The 20,506-nt window shown below is 41.9% G+C and carries 21 protein-coding genes, 4 tRNA genes, 1 pseudogene and 1 riboswitch; of the genes and pseudogenes, 8 read left to right on the top strand and 18 right to left on the bottom strand.

Annotated elements, in window-relative coordinates; genetic code table 11:
* Positions 1 to 124 precede the first annotated feature (124 nt).
* Positions 125 to 358: pseudogene (locus tag HYI04_RS01205) on the top strand (LysR family transcriptional regulator); the annotation flags it as partial.
* A gap of 61 nt (positions 359 to 419) precedes the next feature.
* Here HYI04_RS01205 and HYI04_RS01210 read toward each other — a convergent pair.
* The 4 genes from HYI04_RS01210 to HYI04_RS01225 form a co-directional block, all read right to left on the bottom strand.
* Positions 420 to 833 (bottom strand): ABZJ_00895 family protein, encoded by a 414-nt coding sequence (locus HYI04_RS01210; protein ID WP_010327317.1) that lies wholly within the window; start codon positions 831 to 833, stop codon positions 420 to 422.
* 18 nt (positions 834 to 851) lie between these two features.
* The gene (locus HYI04_RS01215) at positions 852 to 1,466 is read right to left on the bottom strand and encodes a DedA family protein (RefSeq protein WP_026056455.1); all 615 of its coding nucleotides are present in this window, start codon (positions 1,464 to 1,466) and stop codon (positions 852 to 854) included.
* 78 nt (positions 1,467 to 1,544) lie between these two features.
* A complete protein-coding gene (locus tag HYI04_RS01220; protein WP_010327316.1) occupies positions 1,545 to 1,844 on the bottom strand; it encodes a hypothetical protein in 300 nt (99 codons plus the stop codon).
* 214 nt (positions 1,845 to 2,058) lie between these two features.
* Complete coding sequence (locus HYI04_RS01225) at positions 2,059 to 2,991, bottom strand: rhodanese-related sulfurtransferase (RefSeq protein WP_010327315.1); 933 nt, start codon at positions 2,989 to 2,991, stop codon at positions 2,059 to 2,061.
* Between the two features lie 180 nt (positions 2,992 to 3,171).
* On the opposite strand from HYI04_RS01225, the gene HYI04_RS01230 reads away from it, so the two are divergent.
* Positions 3,172 to 3,657 carry a DUF1289 domain-containing protein gene (locus HYI04_RS01230; RefSeq protein WP_010327314.1) on the top strand — a complete coding sequence of 162 codons (486 nt, stop codon included), beginning with the start codon at positions 3,172 to 3,174 and terminating at the stop codon, positions 3,655 to 3,657.
* An 81-nt stretch (positions 3,658 to 3,738) separates the two neighbouring features.
* Positions 3,739 to 4,353 (top strand): LysE family translocator, encoded by a 615-nt coding sequence (locus HYI04_RS01235; protein WP_010327313.1) that lies wholly within the window; start codon positions 3,739 to 3,741, stop codon positions 4,351 to 4,353.
* 64 nt (positions 4,354 to 4,417) lie between these two features.
* On the opposite strand, the gene ribB is transcribed toward HYI04_RS01235, so the two are convergent.
* A complete protein-coding gene (gene ribB / locus HYI04_RS01240; RefSeq protein ID WP_010327312.1) occupies positions 4,418 to 5,077 on the bottom strand; it encodes a 3,4-dihydroxy-2-butanone-4-phosphate synthase in 660 nt (219 codons plus the stop codon).
* Positions 5,078 to 5,182: 105 nt separating this feature from the next.
* Positions 5,183 to 5,346: riboswitch (FMN riboswitch) on the bottom strand.
* A 264-nt stretch (positions 5,347 to 5,610) separates the two neighbouring features.
* Between ribB and HYI04_RS01245 the strand changes: the two genes are divergently transcribed.
* Complete coding sequence (locus tag HYI04_RS01245) at positions 5,611 to 7,395, top strand: DUF2157 domain-containing protein (RefSeq protein ID WP_010327310.1); 1,785 nt, start codon at positions 5,611 to 5,613, stop codon at positions 7,393 to 7,395.
* Positions 7,392 to 7,994 (top strand): GDYXXLXY domain-containing protein, encoded by a 603-nt coding sequence (locus tag HYI04_RS01250; protein ID WP_010327309.1) that lies wholly within the window; start codon positions 7,392 to 7,394, stop codon positions 7,992 to 7,994. Before HYI04_RS01245 ends, HYI04_RS01250 begins: the two co-directional genes overlap by 4 nt.
* Positions 7,995 to 8,058: 64 nt before the next feature.
* Here the strand turns inward: HYI04_RS01250 and panD are convergent, their stop codons facing one another.
* The 11 genes from panD to HYI04_RS01305 form a co-directional block, all read right to left on the bottom strand.
* Positions 8,059 to 8,439 (bottom strand): aspartate 1-decarboxylase, encoded by a 381-nt coding sequence (gene panD, locus HYI04_RS01255; RefSeq protein ID WP_004695506.1) that lies wholly within the window; start codon positions 8,437 to 8,439, stop codon positions 8,059 to 8,061.
* A 143-nt stretch (positions 8,440 to 8,582) separates the two neighbouring features.
* Entirely contained in the window at positions 8,583 to 9,164 is a 582-nt protein-coding gene (gene pth, locus HYI04_RS01260) for an aminoacyl-tRNA hydrolase (RefSeq protein WP_004695508.1), read from the bottom strand.
* 18 nt (positions 9,165 to 9,182) lie between these two features.
* Positions 9,183 to 9,479, bottom strand: a complete 297-nt coding sequence (gene rplY / locus HYI04_RS01265; protein WP_004695511.1) for a 50S ribosomal protein L25 — start codon at positions 9,477 to 9,479, stop codon at positions 9,183 to 9,185.
* 101 nt (positions 9,480 to 9,580) lie between these two features.
* On the bottom strand, positions 9,581 to 10,534 hold the full coding sequence (locus HYI04_RS01270; RefSeq protein WP_004695513.1) for a ribose-phosphate pyrophosphokinase: 954 nt from the start codon (positions 10,532 to 10,534) through the stop codon (positions 9,581 to 9,583).
* Between the two features lie 36 nt (positions 10,535 to 10,570).
* Positions 10,571 to 10,645: transfer RNA gene (locus HYI04_RS01275), tRNA-Gln, on the bottom strand.
* Between the two features lie 90 nt (positions 10,646 to 10,735).
* Positions 10,736 to 10,810 (bottom strand) — tRNA-Gln (locus HYI04_RS01280).
* Positions 10,811 to 10,829: 19 nt separating this feature from the next.
* Positions 10,830 to 10,904 (bottom strand) — tRNA-Gln (locus HYI04_RS01285).
* Between the two features lie 28 nt (positions 10,905 to 10,932).
* Positions 10,933 to 11,007, bottom strand: a tRNA-Gln gene (locus HYI04_RS01290).
* 1 nt (position 11,008) lies between these two features.
* Positions 11,009 to 11,839 (bottom strand): 4-(cytidine 5'-diphospho)-2-C-methyl-D-erythritol kinase, encoded by an 831-nt coding sequence (gene ispE / locus HYI04_RS01295; protein ID WP_010327307.1) that lies wholly within the window; start codon positions 11,837 to 11,839, stop codon positions 11,009 to 11,011.
* An 11-nt stretch (positions 11,840 to 11,850) separates the two neighbouring features.
* Positions 11,851 to 12,432 carry a lipoprotein insertase outer membrane protein LolB gene (gene lolB / locus HYI04_RS01300; RefSeq protein ID WP_010327306.1) on the bottom strand — a complete coding sequence of 194 codons (582 nt, stop codon included), beginning with the start codon at positions 12,430 to 12,432 and terminating at the stop codon, positions 11,851 to 11,853.
* Between the two features lie 5 nt (positions 12,433 to 12,437).
* Complete coding sequence (locus tag HYI04_RS01305; protein WP_029575087.1) at positions 12,438 to 14,147, bottom strand: hypothetical protein; 1,710 nt, start codon at positions 14,145 to 14,147, stop codon at positions 12,438 to 12,440.
* Between the two features lie 78 nt (positions 14,148 to 14,225).
* On the opposite strand from HYI04_RS01305, the gene hemA reads away from it, so the two are divergent.
* A complete protein-coding gene (gene hemA / locus HYI04_RS01310; protein ID WP_010327304.1) occupies positions 14,226 to 15,509 on the top strand; it encodes a glutamyl-tRNA reductase in 1,284 nt (427 codons plus the stop codon).
* Between the two features lie 25 nt (positions 15,510 to 15,534).
* Here hemA and HYI04_RS01315 read toward each other — a convergent pair whose 3' ends face one another.
* A complete protein-coding gene (locus HYI04_RS01315; protein WP_010327303.1) occupies positions 15,535 to 17,430 on the bottom strand; it encodes a DNA primase in 1,896 nt (631 codons plus the stop codon).
* Between the two features lie 191 nt (positions 17,431 to 17,621).
* The gene (locus HYI04_RS01320; RefSeq protein ID WP_010327302.1) at positions 17,622 to 18,605 is read right to left on the bottom strand and encodes an outer membrane protein assembly factor BamD; all 984 of its coding nucleotides are present in this window, start codon (positions 18,603 to 18,605) and stop codon (positions 17,622 to 17,624) included.
* Positions 18,606 to 18,676: 71 nt separating this feature from the next.
* Between HYI04_RS01320 and rluD the strand changes: the two genes are divergently transcribed.
* A complete protein-coding gene (gene rluD, locus HYI04_RS01325; RefSeq protein ID WP_010327301.1) occupies positions 18,677 to 19,729 on the top strand; it encodes a 23S rRNA pseudouridine(1911/1915/1917) synthase RluD in 1,053 nt (350 codons plus the stop codon).
* Positions 19,730 to 19,759: 30 nt separating this feature from the next.
* The gene (pgeF, locus tag HYI04_RS01330) at positions 19,760 to 20,500 is read left to right on the top strand and encodes a peptidoglycan editing factor PgeF (RefSeq protein ID WP_010327300.1); all 741 of its coding nucleotides are present in this window, start codon (positions 19,760 to 19,762) and stop codon (positions 20,498 to 20,500) included.
* Positions 20,501 to 20,506 lie beyond the last annotated feature (6 nt).

The following is a 20,506-nucleotide window of genomic DNA, read 5'->3' on the forward strand; positions in this document are numbered from 1 at the left end:
CTAGACAAAATGACACCAAATGAGTTTTACTATGATCAGCTACCCCAACAAAACAAGGTGGCTTAACTAGAGCGGAATATCACTTATAAATACGCTTTTAGTTGTTCAAACAAGTGGGACCACCTCTTTAGAAGGGTTGGGGGCAACAGTGGTTTCAGCTTATATGGTTGAAAAAGAGCTCGATTTTCAAATGTTAGATATGCTTACCCCGATTGTGCAAGATGGCTCCGCTTATTATTTACTTTCCGCATCTCCTTTTGAGGATGATCCGCATAAAGTCATTTTTAAGGATTGGTTGATTGAAGAAATGAGAGCTAGCCAAACAAAGTTAATGGCACTTTCCGCTCAAAAGCACTAATCACGTGCGCATGTGATCGCTATCTATCGAGCATAAAAAACACCTCAAACGAGGTGCTTTTTTATGGCAACTTTTTAAAACAATAGTCTGCGTACCAACCATAGGCAATATGAAAAATAGCGCCATGAATCGCGACCATACACAGCATAACGACAGCGGTAAGTCCAATGCCGGCATTATCGACTGATTTCATAATGGCTTCAGCATTGGGATTCATCAGCACTAAAAACAGCACAAAGAAACTACCGACGATAATTGCGACAGCACTTGAACTCCAAACCAGTTGTATTTTTTCATGATTATTTGGAACACGGTGTTCTTTTTTTACGAAGTGTCTGACACTAATCAGTGCACAAGCCACTAAGGTCGGAATTAAGGTTAAACCGCCAAGGTTTAAACCAAAGACCAGTACGGTGATTAACAGCACCAAAGCAATGCTATATACCGCCGCAAAATGCAGTAAATAGTGTTTCATGTATTTCCCCAAAATAAATTAGCTGCGTGTTTTACGCAAATGCCTGCGATATAAAAACCAAAGGATAATCACAGCGACAATGGCAATAATGACATAACCGACTTTGCTAAAAATTTGATGCATCAGTGCTTGGTTTTCACCAAAGTAATAACCGACTGTTGCTAAAAATGTTGTCCAAATAATTGTGCCGAGTCCACTATAAAACATGAACTTCCAAAAGGGCATACGGCTCATCCCCGCAGGGATGCTAATCAGTGAACGTACCGCAGGAATCATACGACCAAAAAATACAATACGGTGACCATACTGCTCAAACCAATCTAAGGATTTTTTCACATCGGCGGATTTGATAAATAGATATTTACCATAGCGGTCGACCCATCTGAAAATGTACTCTTGTTTAAATTGATAGCCGATCCAATACAGCACTGCTGCGGCAAAGAGTGAACCAATACATCCTGCAATAATGACCCCAATTAAAACCAACTCGCCTTGTGATGCGGCATAACCTGCCGAAGGCATGATAATTTCAGAAGGAATGGGCGGAAAAACATTATCAAGAAACATGAGTAAGGCTATTCCCCAATAACCCAATTGTTCCATGACGGAGATGATCCATGCAGTGAGGTTCATATAGACCATAAAAATAAATGCGATAAGTTATCTTAAGGACTTATCGCATGTGGGTAAAGAATTGAAATGTATTGTTTTCTATTCATCGAAACGGGTATGGGTTAGCGTGTGAATATAGACTTTACGTAAGCTATAGGCCAGCGCAACTGGGATTAAGCTGAGCAATGTATAATTTAAAAGATTTGAGCTTAGATGGTAACCAATGCCGAGCGCGATACTTGAACCAATCAACATGCCCAAAACCACGATAAATAAATGCGTGCGCTGTTCAAGCTTGGCTTTGATTTGGTTGAAGCTGGTACTGTGATATTGCTCGATACGGTTTGCTGCGGCATTGCGAATCAGTGTGCGATGGCGTGGCATGATTATTTTATGCATGGCAATCATCCTATTTTCGTCGTTTAGGCATGTCATTTTTATTGTTATGTGGAGACCTTCAGGACACCACTTTAGCTTATTATTTATACAGTATGACTCAGATTGAGTTCAATGTTGTGACAAAATTGTTAAATATTTTTAAAAAATGCGAACTGCATAAAAGAATAAGCCCTCAAATGAGGGCTTATTCTTGACTTAAATCATCTGAATGATTTTAAAGGCGTTTACGTTTAGCCGCAGCAATTTGTGACTGGCGCATACGGAAGCCTTCTTTTTGTTTTTCTGTGGTGTTGTCGATACAGTATTTGCATGACACACCATGTTCATAGCTAGCTTCTTCTGCTTCAGCAGGAAGAAGTGGCCAACCACAAGCATGACACTTAATGTTAAGGCCTTCTTCAACACCATGAGTGACTGCAGTACGGCCATCAAAAACGAAACATTCACCTTCCCACATACTTTGTTCAGCAGGGGTTTCTTCTAAGTATTTTAAGATGCCGCCTTTTAAGTGATAAACCTCGTTGAAACCTTCTTGAAGGAGAAGAGAGGTCGATTTTTCACAGCGGATACCACCTGTACAGAACATCGCAATTTTTTTATCTTTGTGCTGTTCAAGGTTTTGTTTAACGTATTCTGGAAATTCGCGGAAGCTTTCTGTTTTCGGGTCAATAGCACCTTTAAATGTTCCAGCTTTGTATTCATAGTCATTACGGGTATCAATCAAAATGACGTCATCACGAGCAATCAGGTCATTCCATTCTTTCGGGTCAAGGTAGTGACCGACTAAATCACGTGGCTTTACTTCAACGCCTAAAGTCACGATCTCTTTTTTAAGTTTAATCTTCATTTTACGAAATGGTTTGTCTGCACTGTCAGACTCTTTGTATTCCATTTCGTTAAAACCTTCATTCAGAAGGAATTGATGAATCATATCGATCGCGGCACGATCGCCTGCAACCGTACCATTAATGCCTTCGCCCGCTACAATCAGAGTACCACATAGGTTGATGGTTTTTACCAAGTCTAAAAGACGTTGTTGAAGATCAGCAGGATCTTGAACTTCTTTGAATTGATAAAGTGCGGCAACAACCCAACCAGTCGTCGCTTGCTGTTCTACAGGTGCAAGCTGTTCTACAGTAGCGTTCATGGAGTACTCCAATGTATTTTGATAGATAATTTTAAGGCGCACATTTTACATGGAATTGAATCAAGATGCGAGATAAGTAAACATTTTAAATGGCTTCTCAAGTGGTAGGTGAGCGTGTATATTCAGTTGCCAAAGACAAAATCCGTTTTGTTTTGGTGCGTTTATTAACAGGAGTATGTTTTGAGTACAGATCGTCGAATTGCCTCTTTGACCCCATGTGCAGGGCGTTGTTCAACGGTATTTGGTGATTCTGTGTGTCGTGGTTGTCGTCGCTTTAATCATGAAGTGATTCAGTGGAATACCTACACGGCTGAGCAGCATAGCTCAGTCTGGCAGCGTTTAGATGCGCAACTCGATCAAATTTTAGTCCCAATGTTGCCTTTTGCAGATGTACAGCAGGTGGAAGCGTTTGTTTTGTCTAAACGAGTGCGTTTACGCTCAGATGCATCAAAAGGACGCAAGCTATACCACGCATTAAAAGTGTGTGAAAAGAATAAAAACTTGAGTGAAGAAAGTGGTTTAGGCATCCTAGCCGAACAAGTCAAACCGATTTGGCAAGAATTTGAGCATCGTGTGCTTGCACTGGCGACCGCCAGTTATGACTTGGCATTTTTACGCGCCGACGTGATTCGACAACATCTTATCCAGACTGTAGAAGATGAGTAAGCTCTCTTTGTTTTTGCGTCAAAAATAATATGCGGTTATTGCAATAGTTGCCCAGTGTAACTGGGGGAAAGGGTTTTTTAGATGGTCAATGTATTTGAGCTGATGCTGTACTGCATGGCCGTGGTGGTCATGATTGCAACACCTGGCCCAGTGATGTTGTTGGTTGCCAGTGCAGGTCTAAAAGGTGGATATAAACAAGCCTTAAAAACCATTTTTGGGACGAATTTAGCCTCTTTGGTTCTCATTGTACTATCTGTGCTCATCTTAAAAGGCTTTTTAAACATTGCAGAGCATTGGTTAAATGCGATTAAGATTTTAGGCTGCGTATATATTGCTTATCTTGGCTTTCAAATTTTAAAAGAAGCCATTGTACAAGAAACAGAAACATCACCTGTGCAACTAAAGGCGGTGCAGGGGGGCTTTAAGCAAGGTTTTTTGGTGGGTATTTCGAATCCGAAGGATATTATTTTCTTTGCTTCATTTTTCCCACAATTCATTGGGGTAACCAGTGATGTTGATGTCAGCCTTGTACTATTGACCATTCTCTGGATTATTCTAGACTTCAGCACGTTGTCTTTGGTTTATTTGGGTTTTAATAAACTATCGCAGTCCGCTTTGTACAATAAGTTATTAAGCGTTTGTGGTGCGATATTGGTCAGTATTGCGCTCTATGGTATTTATACTGTGTTTGTTTGATGCTGATGGTATTGCATAAAAAAAGCCTCCAATATGGAGGCTTTTTTGATCGGGAGCCTGAAAATTAAACTCCGTGTTTAATGCGATATTGCGCCAATTCTTCAATGGTGATCACCGTCAACTGATGCGTTTGCGCATATGCCAACACTTGAATGCCAGAGGCCATAGTCCCATCGGCATTAGTCAGTTCACACAAGACACCTGCCGGCTTCAAGCCTGCTAAACGAGCTAAATCGATGGTCCCTTCGGTATGACCGCGACGGGTGAGCACACCGCCTTGGCGTGCACGAAGAGGGAAGACATGACCAGGGCGATTTAAGTCGCTGGCAACAGCCCCATCTTTAATTGCTGCTTTGACTGTGGTGGTACGATCTTGCGCAGACACACCTGTGGTCACGCCAGTTGCAGCTTCAATGGTCACCGTGAATGCAGTTTTAAACTGACTTGAGTTATCTGACACCATAGGCACAAGCTCTAAGTGATCGGCCAGTTCATCGGTCAGACATAAACATACAATACCAGAACCATCACGAATCATACGTGCCATTGTTTCGACGGTGAGGGTTTCAGCAGCCACAATGAGGTCGGCTTCGTTTTCACGGTCAAAGTCATCCATCACCAAAACGGGTTTGCCTTGGCGGATATCTTCTAAAGCTTGTTGAATACGTTGTTCAGCTGGAGAAAGGGCTGAAAAGAAAATTTCGGGTTGAATCAAACTAGACATTGAAACGCTCGCGTAAAATTGAAGTACGGTTGAACATTTCAGGACTTTGAAAAATTGGCGTAGCAATAAATCCTCATAGGTTTGCACCTGCGATTCTATTGGTCACGTCGTCTTCTTTCATCCGGACTATACCGTCGGCTTTGGAATTGAACCAAATCTGCGAGCCAAATAGATGATTTCTGCTTGGCTGGCTCGTGGGCTGATTCAGTCTGAGTCATTCAAACTGAACTTACCACCGGTGGGGAATTGCACCCCGCCCTGAAGCGATGTAAGCCCATTATAGTGCTAAATATTTAGAAAAACAGGGGGAGTTTTAGAATGATCAGTTTTATACATAGAACAATTTTTGCTATAGCGTTGTTTATGTTATTGGTTTGCTAAAGACCAACACTCTCTATGTATGATTTCACTTAGTATGAGTTTAATGTTCAAAAATGAATATCTGAGAAAAACCATAAACATGAATAAGAAGTTTTTCTATAGTTTGAATGGTTTGAAATGATCAAGATAAAAATAAGAGTGAGGAGTTAGAATTGATCAAAATTCAACAATATGATTACCCTTGGAGTGCTGAATCCTTCATAAAGCATCTGCAAGTTTTTGGTTTTACCCTCATCGCGATCAGTATATTGTATTTGGTTGCCGCCAATTGGTTTATGTTGCCACACAATATTCAGCTGGCTATTCCCCAGTTGTTATTATTCCTCAGTGCGGTTTGCAGTTTGTGGCTGACAAAACATGATTTTCTAGTGCAGTGTTTACATAGTATCTGTGGTTTGATGATTGGTTTAATTCTGGCTGTGATTGGTCAAATTTATCAAACGGGTGCTGACAGCTATTTATTATTTTTACTTTGGTCTGTGCTGCTTTTACCGTGGTTATATCGCCCGAATATCGGGATGTTTTTCCTTTTATGTATTACCAGCCAGTTGGCGTTGTTTCTGTTTTTTATCCAAACCTTTTGGGGGGATCAATATCCAGATCTCTTTTTAATCAGTATTCATGTATTTGCGCTGATTCAATTCTATTTCTGCAATAAATATTATTCGAAACTTCGTTATTTATTCTTGCTGTGGTTTGCCGTTCTCTCGATTTGGCATATGGCGATGTATCTTTATGCGGATAAAAGCATTCTTTATTTCATCGTGTCTTTTATCTTGTTGGGCATTTCACTGGTTTACTATTATCAAAATAAAGATCAGTTGTGTAGTGCACTTTCAGCCGTTGGCTTGGGCATTAGCTTTACCTTGATCATTGTGAAGGCGGTGACGGAGTGGTTTGGTCAGAATGAAATTGTTGAATTATTTTTTATCGCACTGATTATTTTTGCGTGGTTTGCTTTCATCACTTACATGTTGATTAAATTTATTCCACATAGTCGGTTCAACGCTATTCCCCTTGCTGTGGGAGCTTGGATTGCGGGCATCGTCTTTGCTACGTTAATGCTGACCTTTTGGGGAAATTTCTCTTTGCTTATGGGCGTTGTCTTTGTGGCTTTGGCGGCTTACTTATTGAAAGCTAAACAAAGTTTGTTTTTAAGACAATTTGCTTATTGTCTCTGGGTTGCAGGACAAATTGCGGTGATTTTTCACACCGTTGATTTAATGAATCACATTCTTCCTATTCTATTTTTACAATTGGCGATGCTAGCACTCGCTTATTTTATGCGAACACATTGGTTCTTTGTTTTTGTTCAAGTTTTGGGTTTATATGCAGCAGGTGTAGCGTGTATTTGGGATATTAATGCATATCTCAGTTGGCGTAATATTGTTGAAAATTTTGTCTATTTAGCACTTTGGAATTATGTTTTTTATTTGGGAATTCTGGCCATAAAATTCATACAGCCAACTGAATATCAACGCAGTTTATTGCTTGCGGCACTTGGCATTATTCTATTTTCTATGGGTTTTTATACTTTATTTGGGAAATACGAATTAGCGAAAATTGAGCACATTCCGATATTGACTTTTGGCTTACCGATTTTATGGTTTGTACTGTTTGTCTTTTTACATATTCAAAACCAGTTTCATTTATTTGCGCATTTTATTTTGACTGCTTTTGCAACTGGGCTAATTTATTATGGTTATTTCGATATTTTTATTTGTTTGGCCATCATTTCATGGGCATTAAAAACACAAGATAAAGTGATCTATGGATTTGCGCTGGCAACTTTCGCTGTAATTTTAGGGTTTTTATATTATTCCCTCGATGTAACTTTTTTGATTAAAAGTTTAAGCATGTTACTGTCAGGTCTGATGTTGCTCTTGCTGACCTTGAGCTTGATGCTATTTAAGCAAAAAGAGGAGTTCGGCATATGAAGAAAATGACTCCTCTTGCTTTGGCATTACTCAGCATCGCGGTATTTCTAGGCTTAATTTTTAAAAATGAATGGCACTTAAATAATAGTCAAACCATGTATGTGCGTTTGCAACCTGTAGACCCGCGTTCGATTATTCAGGGGGATTATATGGCGCTGAATTATCAACTTTATTTTGCGCCTCAACATTTGAGTCCAGAAAGCACCAGCCAAGCAAACATCAATCAAGAAGATCAGATTTTTTCAGGTCATTATTTTGATGAAGTGATTAAGAACAAATCTTCGGTGCTCACTTATGTTGAACTCGATTCACAGAGGCGCGTGATACATAGCTATTTTGAGTTGCCGAAAAATGTTCGTACAGCCCGACTGATTTTACAAAACCCGAATAATCGATATAGCGAGCTTTATCCTGCGTCGAGAAGTTTTTTGTTTGCAGAAGGTTTAGCGGATTGTTATCAGCAGGCAGAATATGCTGAGTTTAAAGTCGATGAGCAGGGCAGTGCGATACTCACGGCATTGAAAGGTGATCAGCTACAAGATTTAGGCTGTGAGAGCAAACGAGATTGGTTGAGCGGGTTTCGTGCTACTCAGAATTGATACAATTGCATTATTCTGCTCATAAAAAAATCCGCACGCAGCGGATTTTTTTAATCTATTGGGCTTAAGCCACTTGGACTGGAATACAGTTTGCCATGTGACTTACAGTATTGTCTGGATTTGCATAAACTAAACGTGGTTTATGTGCATTTGCTTCAGCTTCTGTAAAATCACCAAATGTCGCAATAATCATTAAATCGCCTACATCGGCCTGATGTGCTGCACCACCATTGACTGAAATGATGCCAGAACCTTCTTCGCCACGAATTGCATAGGTACTGAAACGCTTACCATTAGTCACGTTCCACATGTGAATTTCTTCATATTCGCGGATACCGGCTAAATCCAATAAAAGACCATCGATTGCACATGAACCTTCATAATGAAGTTCAGCTTGGGTAACAACACAACGGTGGATTTTTGCTTTTAATAAACGAGATAGCATGGCTAGCGTCTCCTGAGTGGACCTAAGATCGTTATCTTATGGTTGAATCAATCTGAACTTGCTGGATAAGCAATCAGGCAAGCGCATTTTGCCTTTAAAATGACAGTATGGCAAGCAGCATGGTTCAACATTTTTTTGACTAATCAGTTTGGTTTGTAAGCATTGATTTGATTCATGGCAGGCTGAATCTCACCATTCACCAGCATTTTAGTGCGAGCCAATGCGTGATGGATTGCGTCATCCATTAAATTTTGTTCATTGCTTGGTGCTTTGCTTAAGACATGTCCTGAAACACGTTCTTTTGAACCGGGGTGACCAATACCAATGCGTAAGCGATGGAAGTTTGGACCGATATGAGGGACTATGTCACGTAAACCATTATGACCACCATGACCACCACCTGTTTTTAGGCGAATGACACCAGGGTTCATATCCAGTTCATCGTGAGCAATCAGTATTGCTTCTGGAGCAATATTGTAGAATTTTGCGAAGGGAACAACACTTTTACCAACAAGGTTCATAAAGGTTGTGGGTAATAGCAGACGGACGTCTTGACCTTCGATATTACCACGCCCACTCATTCCATTGAATTTTGGGTCTTTTTTAAGCGTAATGCCATATTGTTCTGCAAGGCGTTCAACAAACCAAAAGCCTGCATTGTGGCGGGTTTGGGCATACTCAGAACCTGGGTTGCCCAAACCAACAATCAGTGAAATATTTGACACTAATTACACCAATAACACTTATGCGCGAACGAAGTCAGCGTGCATAGGCGTGTTTTTAGCTGGGTGACGTTGTAACGCTTTGATTTTAACGCTTTCAACTTTGTCGCCAACTTTGATTTCAACAACTTCTTCGAAGAAAGCGTTGTTTTCTAAAGCTTTAACAAGCTCACGAAGTTCTAAAGTAACAGCTACAGGTTCAGCAGCACCACCGTAGATGATAGCTGGAACTTGAGCAGCGTGACGAAGGCGGCGGCTCGCACCTTTCCCTTGGTTAGCTGCTTCACGCGCTTGAGCGTTTAATACGAAGTTTGCCATGATAGACATCCTTAATTTAAGTTTTAAATAAACTAGATCTGCGACCGACCTAGTGAGACAAAGCCCTGCACTGGGCAGGGCTTTTAAAATTCAGCGCTATATTATAGATAAGAATCAAACATTGCACTAATAGATTCTTCGTTGTTAATACGACGAATTGTTTCAGCAACCATACTCGCAACTGAAACTTGGCGAATCTTACCAAGAGCTTGAGCTTCTTCAGAAAGAGGAATGGTGTCTGTAACAACCAATTCATCAATCACAGAGTTTTTCAAGTTTTCGATAGCTTTACCTGATAAAACAGGGTGAGTTGCATAAGCAACCACTTTGCGCGCACCAAATGTTTTCAATGCATCAGCAGCTTTACATAACGTACCTGCAGTATCCACCATGTCATCTACGATGACGCAGTCACGGCCTTTAACATCACCAATCAAGTGCATGACTTGTGATTCGTTTGCCTTTTGACGACGTTTGTCGATGATAGCAAGGTCAATATCGCCCATTTGTTTAGCAACAGCACGTGCACGAACGACACCGCCAACGTCAGGAGAAACCACCATGAGGTTATCATGTGATTGTTGACGAAGGTCAGCTAAAAGCGCTGGTGTACCGTAGATGTTGTCTACAGGGATATCGAAGAAACCTTGGATTTGGTCAGCGTGAAGGTCGATCATTACCACACGATCAATTCCTACAGTTGTCAGCATATCTGCGACAACTTTTGCAGTAATTGGAACACGTGATGAACGAGGACGACGGTCTTGACGCGCATAACCGAAATAAGGAATCACTGCGGTAATACGACCAGCACTTGCACGACGCAAAGCATCAGCCATAACGAGGATTTCCATCAGGTTATCATTCGTTGGGGCACAAGTAGGTTGTACGATAAATACGTCTTTACCACGAACATTTTCAGTAATTTCGACAGCAATTTCACCGTCAGAAAATTGACCAATAGATGCAGCACCTAAAGGGATGTGCAAGTGGCTTACGACTTTTTGGGCGAATTGTGGATGTGCAGATCCACTAAAAACGACAAGATTGGGCATGAAGCACCCTTGGCGGTTGGCAATTTAGGAATTAGATGGCAGGGGTAGCTGGATTCGAACCAACGGATGCCGATATCAAAAACCGGTGCCTTACCACTTGGCGATACCCCTAATGCGGCAGAACTTTAATATTTTTGCGTCATTCTGTCAAGGTAAATTAACAGTAGAACAGCAAAGTGTTGCTCTGTCTTTTTTGGAAAATGGCAGGGGTAGCTGGATTCGAACCAACGGATGCCGATATCAAAAACCGGTGCCTTACCACTTGGCGATACCCCTAAATTTGATTACTGTAAAATGGCAGGGGTAGCTGGATTCGAACCAACGGATGCCGATATCAAAAACCGGTGCCTTACCACTTGGCGATACCCCTAGTACAGTCATCTACAGGTGAAATAAAATGGCAGGGGTAGCTGGATTCGAACCAACGGATGCCGATATCAAAAACCGGTGCCTTACCACTTGGCGATACCCCTATCAGGTAACGTGGAAATGTCTTATTGGTGATTCATTCAAGCTGTTGACCAAGTAAGCTTTACATGGTGCATTTGCAAGAACATCATCAATGTTCATATCACTCGTTACTTCAGCAAAAACACAAGCACCTGTACCTGTAAGTTTTGCAACACCGAACTGGTCGAGATATTGCATCGCTTCATCTACTTCTGGATATAAACTTCTTGCCAAAGGCTCAAAATTATTTCCAAAATCAGATGGCTTTAACTGATAGGCGCAAAATTTAGAGCTCTTCGTGTTTCTTGTCAATGTTTTTTGTGAAAAAAGCAATTGAGTGCTGATAAAACAATCAGGTTTTAACACAATGTATTGTTTTTGATCTAAGTCTATGAATGTTAAGTGCTCACCTATGCCTTCAGCCCAAGCATTGCGACCATGGACAAAGATGGGAACGTCTGCGCCTAACTGAACACCCAAGTCTGCTAATTGCTCAGTATTTAGCCCGCACTGCCACAGTTGATTGACTACGATTAATGTCGTTGCAGCATCCGATGAACCACCACCTAAGCCTGCACCCATCGGAATATTTTTTTCAAGACGAATGGATAAACCGGTGGCTGTTTGTGCATACGGCTTAAGTATCTGCGTCGCCTTATAAATCAAATTTTGACTCAAATCGACACTGTTTAAGCCTTCAATATGAATTTCTTGATCTGTACGGAGCTCAAACTCTAACCAATCACACAGATCGATCAACTGGAAAATACTTTGCAGTTCGTGGTAGCCGTTTTCACGACGACCCGTAATGTGTAAAAACAAATTCAGTTTTGATGGGGCAGGGACACGGATCATAACGAGATAAACTAGCGGTTTTGAATGACCATTGTAATACGGTTTTCTGCACCATTTTCAAGTGCTTGTTTTAAAATCAACCGATTTGGCATATGGGCTTGTTCGTTATAGCTCAGCTCAACGCTCCAACCATCTTCAATGATCTTTACCGCTCGTTTGGCACTGTCACGTTGGATTTGTGCTTGAACTGTTGCAGGTTTGGCTTGAACCCAATTGACTAAATGGGTGATGGGTGCCTGCCAACCTGTTGCTGTTTTTAAAAGTTCTTCAGGAGTTTCAGCTTGGATGAGGCCAGTTTTAGCACTATTCAGGCTAACTTCACCTGGACGACCAGTAATTTGCGTTTTACCAACGCCTAAAATTCCACTGAGCTCAATATCAAACTCTTGTTGCTGTTGTACCCATGTGAAAAAAGCACTGCCTGTCTGTTCAGGCGTACGCACCCCAATTTTACCCTGTAAGCTAAATTGTTGATCAGATTCGGTTTGTATAGTGTTTGGATCAAGCTGTGGTTTAGTAAATTGTTGACAGCCTGTTAGTGCTAAGCTACTTGCAGCAAGTAAGCTTAAGCTCAGATTTGAGAAAATACGCATAAAAACTATGAGCTCTTTTTCAGTTGTTGGGGTAACAATAAAGTATTGAGTTGATCCAATTGAGGATCATTTGGGTGTTTTTGTTTGAGTTGTTGTAACACAGTGGAGAATTTTTGCAGATCACCGAGCATATAAACTGAACGCGCATAACGCACGCCAATATTGACACTACCACTGATGAGGTAGGCTTTTTCTAAGACTTTGGCTGACGTGCTAAAGTCATTTTGTAAGTAACAAATAAAGCCCAAGGTGTCTAAGATGGAGGCTTGTTCAGGGGCATATTCTAAAGCATGTTCAACAAATCTACGTGCATCATCTAAGCGTCTGTTTTGCAAGGCTAAAGTATATGCATAAGCATTGAGATAGGTTGGGCTATTGGGCTCGATACTTAACAGTTGGTTTAGCAACTTTTCAAGTTTGTCTTTATCCGTATGTGGATCCAACATTAGCACTTCAGAATAGATCAGTTCAGGATCATCCGGTAAGTTCTTAATCGCCTCATCTAACAGTCGCATGGCTGCGGCTTTGTTATTCATGCGCTTTAAAATATCGGCTTGCGCCTGATACAAAAAACTTGCATGTTGTGGATAGTTCACCCGTTCTTGGGTTAAAAAGCGCAAAGCATCATTGGGTTTGTTTTGCTGAGTATAGATACTGATGAGGCTACGACGTGATACGGTATACAGACTACCATCGACTAGACGATAGTAGGCCTTGGCTGTTTCAAAATGCTGTTTTCGTTCAGCATTCACTGCTAGATAGTAATAGGCTTCATTTTGATATTCGGCTGAATTACGTAGTTCAACCAGATATTTTTCCGCTTTTTCGTACTTTTTTAAGTCAATACTGGTTAACCCCGCAATAAACAAGGCTTCTTCTTGGTTAGGCCATTTTTTAATCAGGCTCTCAAGCTTGGTTAAGGCCTCATTCGACGCATTAATTTTAATCAGATATTTGGCTTCGGCTAAACGGACATCGACATTGTCACGGTGTTTACGACTCGATTTTGCATACCAATTACGGGTTTCTTCTTCTTGACCGAGTGCGCTGAGTAAGTTGGCTTTCATCAGGATGTAGCCTGTGACTTTTCCGCGCTTTTTTAGGGCTTTATTGATGGTGGTTAGGGCTTGGTCAAGCTGGCCATTTTGCGCCTCTAAACCTGCAATCAATGCCAAAATAGAGGGATTGTTCCGCTCCTTACTTGAACGTAGTGCTTGGATGAGAATTTCTTGATCTTCAGGTTCTTCAGGGGCAATCCCCGCAAGGATTTGCTCTAAATCAGCATTGGCATCAATGTTGAGAATTTTATCGAGTGTTTCAGCTGCAAGTTCATATTCATGTGCTTTGAGTGCAATGTGAGATAAATAAAATAAGGCTGGAACATCGGTAGGCTCTTGCACCACCCAATGCGTTGCAATGTCGAGTGCGGCATGCAAGTCATTTTGTTCAAGGGCAATATTTAAAGCGCGCTGTTTAATGGTGGTGGAATTACTTTTAATCGCCAACACAGTATAGTTATGCAGGGCAGTCGCGCTGTCTTGATAAGCCAGTGCAAATTCGGCAATCATACTTTGTTGAATTGCATCATAATTAGATAGCGAAAAATCTCCAGCTGCTCTAAGATGAGCACTAGATGCCATGCTACCGACGAGTAAGAATGTGGTAGAATATTGCTTAATTCTCGCGCCGCTCAGTCGGCAATGTGTTTGACGCAATTTTTCTTGATCCAAGTAATGCTTTTTATGACACCGTTATTGCACAATAGCATAAATTTAGCGAAATGATGATCTGATATGTCTTTCTTTGCATTGGGTGTCAACCATCAAACCGCCTCCGTAGAATTGCGTGAGCAAATTGCATTTAACCCTGAAAAGTTAACACAACTGCTTGAGCAACAAGGCCAAAACCAAGACTTAAATGAAATGGTAGTGGTCTCTACGTGTAACAGAACAGAAGTGTATGCCATGTCTGAAAACTCAGATATGGTATTAAACTGGCTCGCCCAAGCAAATGGCATAGATGTTAAACAATTGTTGAATCATGTATACCGTTATGAAAATGCGCAGGCTGTCACTCACTTAATGCGTGTTGCAAGCGGTTTAGATTCACTCATGCTTGGTGAACCGCAAATTTTGGGGCAGGTTAAATCAGCACTATCTCTAGCGAAGACGGCTCATACTGTTTCTCCTCATTTAAACCGAATTTTTGAATATGCTTTCTATGCGGCGAAACGCGTCCGCTCTGAAACGGCTGTGGGTAGTCATGCTGTATCGATGGGTTACGCGGTGGCTCAGCTTGCATTACAAGTGTTTAGTAAGCCTGAAAAGTTGACAGTCATGGTGGTCGCTGCGGGCGAAATGAATAGCTTAGTGGCGAAGCATTTGGCTGAAATGGGCGTCGCAAAAATCCTCATTTGTAACCGTACCCGTGAACGGGCTGAAACTTTGGCTCAAGAAATAGCCCATCGTGTAGATGTGGAAATCATTGAGTTTGATCAGTTGGCTAATAACTTAGCGCGTGCAGATGTCATTTCCAGTTGTACCGGTAGTTTACATCAAGTGATTCATTATCCAGATGTAAAAGCTGCCTTAAAAAAGCGTCGTTATCAACAAATGTTGATGGTCGATTTGGCTGTTCCGCGTGATATCGACCCGAAAGTGGAAAGTTTGGATGGCGTCTATTTATATGGCGTAGATGACTTGCAGTCGGTGATTGATGAAAACCTTGCTCAACGTCGTCAGGCGGCGGTTGAAGCTGAGGTGATGGTCAACCAACTAGCAACGGAGTTGGTGACCCAGCAGAAGGTTAATCTCGCAGGTGAAACCATCCATGCTTACCGTCAGCAAGGTGAACACTTAAGACAAGAAGAACTAGATCTAGCGCTGGCACGGATTGCGAAAGGAGAAAAACCGGAGCGGGTGATGCAAGAGTTTGCACATCGTTTGACGCAGAAGTTGCTACATCCGACCTCGATTATGCTGCGTGAAGCAGCCAAATCAGAAGATCCGAGTCATTTTGAACAAATGCAAACATGTTTAAATGAGACTTTTACTAAACGTCGTAAAACTAAAAAGTAAATCTAAATACAAAAATGCAATAGGTTTAAGTAATCAGTCTTAAGCCTATTTTTTTGGTCAGTTCAAAGAGTTTATGTTTTAAATTTCGTGTCTCAATTAATGAATTTGGGGCTTTAAGTTTAAGTTTTAAATATTTTTCTTCAAGCGAAAGAGCATATTCACTGGCCAGTTTATCCGCCAGTTCTGGTGTTTTAGTTAGTTCTTCAATATTGGTACGCTGCATAATATCGGCAATCGCGTTGGCATAACGGCTACATGCACCCAAAACATAATAGGTTGCCAGTTCTTGGTCGTCGGGTAAATCATCAAAGATGCCATCTAAGACTTGTAGCACATGCGCTAAAAGTTCATCTTCAGGTAAATAGGCGCGTAGAGTTTCAAAGTGAATATACAAAAACGGATGATGGATCAGAACGGCGAGGGCGAAGTCTTCATCTTTGGTGCGAATATTAAAAGACAACGAGGCATCGTTGCTGACTTGAGGTGTCCAGCGACGACCAAAACCAAGCTTTTCTTTGAAGGATTGATTTAGCAAATAACGGAAAGAGCCCGTTTTCGGCAATAAGTCCGTCAGTTGGCGCAACTCACTCATGACCTGACTTTTACCTTCAGGGCTACTAATGTCATGGTTCTGCGTCAGATGTGCAAAAACAAAATCTGACAGTAGTGGGGCCTGTTGGAGCAGTTTATTAAAGTTTTCAATACCTTCGCGACGAATCATTGAGTCAGGGTCATGATCATTTGGCAGCACAAAGAACTTCAGCTCACGACCATCATTGAGTAACGGTAATGCAATTTCTAAAGTACGGCGTGCTGCTTTTTGTCCAGCCACGTCACCATCGAAGGCAATGGTAATCCGGTTGTTTTGTTTAAACAGAATATTTAAGTGTTCGGTGTTACTGGCAGTTCCCAAGGTCGCCACAGCACCTGCAATGCCATACTGCTGTAGTGCAATCACATCCATATAGCCTTCGACCATTAGGCAGTCTTGGGCTTTTTGTTTACGACCTTCATATAAACCATAAAGCAATTGGTTTTTATGAAATACCTCAGAGTCTGGCGAGTTGATGTATTTGGGCTTAATTTCGTCATTTAGAGCACGACCACCGAATCCCACCACACGACCTTTGGCATCACGAATCGGAAATATGACGCGATCCCGTAACAAGTCAAAGTCACGACCGTTGTCGCTGGTACGAATCAATCCGAGTAGCTTTAAGCCTTCGATATCTTGCGGGAAGGCTTTTTCTAAGTGTTGCCAGTCCTCAGGTGCATAACCTAAACGCCAATATGCAATGGTATCTCGGCTGAGTCCACGTTGCTTAAAGTACTGCTGAGCAGAGCGACTATGCGGTAGTTGCTGCTCATAGTATTGCGCAATATTTTCTAACAGGTCGTATAAGTTGCCTTCTTGAACGGGGGCAGTGTTGAAGCCCTCGAAAGTATCAAAATCAGCATAACCCTCTTGGTAGTCCATGGACTGAAATTCAGCAAAAGGATCATGCTCAATTTGAAACTCAGGTTGTACCAGAGCTGGCTCAGTTTTCTTGGCTTCTGCGACATCGACCTGTGGTTTTTGGACAGGTTTAGCTTCTCGCTTATACACCAGTTTTTTCGAGTCACGGTTGTCTTTTGGAAGTTCGATGCCTGTTTGACTCGACAAATCCTTCATCACATCAATAAAGCTACGACTGTCGATGTCCATTAAAAAACGAATGGCATTACCATTGGCCTGACAACCAAAACAGTGGAAATACTGTTTGTCACGATACACGTGAAAAGATGGTGATTTTTCTTGATGGAACGGACAACAGCCTGAATAGGTGCGACCTGACTTTTTAAGTTTCACACGTTGACCAATCAGGTCGACAATGTCGGTCCGATCTAAAATTTGGTCAATGGTGTGTTGAGGAATAGCCATGTCGAATCGTCAGTCGCTGATGTTTTGAACCGTGAAAAGAAGCAGAGATGGAGGTTTTAAAATGCAAAAAACCATCGAATCTAGATTGTTTTGTATACCTTTTAAGCGTTTTGATCAAGCGGAAATCGCACAAAACAAAAGGGCAAGTATGATAACTTGCCCTTTCTAAAATAGCGAATATTTCAGAGGAATTATTCGGTTTCAGTATTGATGTTTTGCTGTGTTTCAGGACGATCGAGTAGACCGAAACTGATACGGTTGGTAAAGCTGCGCTCTGTTGTTTGTTTCGGCTGTTCGATTGTTTCTTCAGAACTGTTTTGTTCTTCGCGACCAAACACACCTAAAGTCGCGCGGTTGACCCAACTTGCTTCTTTACGTGCAGCGCGTAAGTTCACTTCACCATTCGATTTCACTAAATTTGGATAATTTAGTTTCAAGACATCGGTATATTGTTGCGCAGTTTGCTTGTCGCCCAATTGGTCATACGAATAAGCAACAGTTGCTAAAGCTTCAGGCACTTGAGGGCTTTGTGGATAATGTTCAATCACCCATTGCGCACGCTCTAGTGCTGCGACCCATGCTTTACGTTTGATATTAAAACGTGCCGCATTCATTTCGCTTTCAGCCAACTCATTGCTGATAAACTTCATGCGCTGTGCGGCATCAACCGCATAAGTGCTTGAAGGGTAACGACGAATAAAGTCTACGAAGTTTTGATATGCCACTTTAAGATAGCTCACATCGCGATGTGCTTGCTTTAAAGAAGTATAACGAATCAAACCATCATAGTTTTGTTCCATATTGGCTACGCCACGGACATAGTAGGCATAGTCCACGTTTGGATGCTGAGGGTTCAAACGAATGAAACGATCAGCCAGTGCAATCGCACCTTCATAATCTTTCTGCTGAAACTTCACATAGAGCAGCTCTAGTTGAGCTTGTTGCGCATATTCACCTGTAGGGTAATAGGTATCTAATGCTTCTAAGTGTTTTGCAGCGTCGGTATATTGACCACTTTGCAGTGCTTTTTCTGCTTTTTGAATATAAACCTGTTCACTCGATTGTGGACCGGTATCTACCACTTCTTTCTTGGGATTGCTGCTACAGCCTACCATTGCAGATGCAATGCCAATCGTTAGAGCAAGCATTGTCATTTTATAATGTGGTAGCGACATAAAAATTCCTCTGTTAATACGGGCAATGAGCTACAATTGCGCTATTAAATCACTTTTATTTGAATGATCAAATGGCTCAAGCACAATCTTCCGATCCAAATTTCCCTGAAACCGATTTCAATTTACTTGAAGATTCTGAGGATGCAGATAACCATACTTCAAGCTCTACTGCAACACGTTTATCGTTGCAATTTCAATTGGATGAAACTTATCTCGGACAACGTATAGACCAAGTTGCAGCAACGATTTGGAGCGACTTTTCGCGTGAAAAACTCAAACAGTGGCTAAAAGAAGGCCATTTGTTGGTAAATGGTAACAGTGTCAAACCCAAATATAAATGTGAAGGATTTGAACTGTTAACCCTTGAAGTTGAGTTAGAAGCCCAAACTCGTAGTCTGCCTGAAGACATTCCGCTGGATATTGTCTATGAAGATGAGGACATTATTGTCGTTAATAAACCTGTTGGGATGGTGGTTCACCCAGGTGCGGGCAATTCATCGGGTACGTTGGTAAATGCATTATTGCATCACTATCCAAAATCGGCAGAACTGACCCGTGCGGGTTTGGTACATCGTATTGATAAAGATACGTCAGGCTTGTTGGTCGTTGCGAAAAATTTAGAAGCGCAATTTTCACTGAGTAAGCAATTGGCGAAAAAAACGGTTTACCGTGTTTATGACCTGATTGTGTATGGCAATGTGATTGCGGGTGGCACGGTGGATGAACCGATTAAACGTCACCCTGTAGATCGTGTCAAAATGGCGGTATTGCCGGGCGGTAAAGATGCTGTAACACACTACAACGTGAAAGAACGCTTCCAACATTTCACCCGCATCCAAGCTCGTCTTGAAACTGGACGTACGCATCAGATTCGTGTGCATTTTAGTTATATTGGTTTTGGTTTAGTTGGCGATCCTGTGTATATGCCGCGTGTGCGCGTGCCCGCAGGTGCAACAGAACTTTTAGATGAGACTTTACGTGGTTTCAGACGCCAAGCCTTGCATGCAGCAGAGCTCGGTTTGAAACACCCTCGTACAGGTGATGAAATGTTGTTTAAAGCGCCGTGGCCAGCAGACTTGGCGACCTTGGTCGATGTACTCCGTACGGAAAACAAAGCCTACTAAGTTATAGCTGAATCATCATAAGGACAGTATATGCAATTTGTTCAAGGACTTCCGGCAGGTGTTTTTGTGGGGCAAACCCGTGTGCATCATGATCGTGCTTTAGAAACCACTCAAACTGAACTGCAAGGCTTTAATTTGGCTTTGCACGTACAGGATGATGCCGCACGTGTGCAACAGCATCGCATGATCTTGCTCGAAGAGTTTGCGGGCTATGGGGTCGATAAAATCACATGGATGACGCAAACCCACAGCACCATTTGCCGTGTAGTGAATGAGCAAATTGACTTTGATGCTCAAGAAGGGGATGGTTTGGTGACGCAGCGCCCGAAGCATGCCCTGATGATGATGACAGCCGATTGTTTGCCAGTGGTTGTAGGCAATGCAGATGGAACTGAAGTAGCCAATTTGCATGCAGGTTGGCGTGGGTTGGCGCATGGCATTATTGAAAATACCATTGCCAGCATGAACACTCAGCCGACATGGGCTTGGTTGGGTGCGGCCATTAGTCAACCTTGTTTTGAAATTGGGGCGGAAGTAAAAGAAGCTTTTTGTTCAAAGTATGCTGAGCTTGAGTCTGCATTTCAAACTGGTGCGCAAGCTGGAAAATATTATGCTGACTTATATGCGATCGCAAAATTCATTCTAAAACAGCACGGTGTTGAGGTAGTCTCTGGTGGTGATCAGTGTTCATTTAGCCAGTCGGATGAGTACTTCTCTTATCGACGTCATGCCAAAACTGGGCGTATGGGGACATTCGTGTTTATGCAATAGTTAGGC

Origin of the sequence: Acinetobacter sp. SwsAc2 (assembly GCF_013391465.1) — a bacterium.
Lineage (GTDB): Bacteria > Pseudomonadota > Gammaproteobacteria > Pseudomonadales > Moraxellaceae > Acinetobacter > Acinetobacter johnsonii.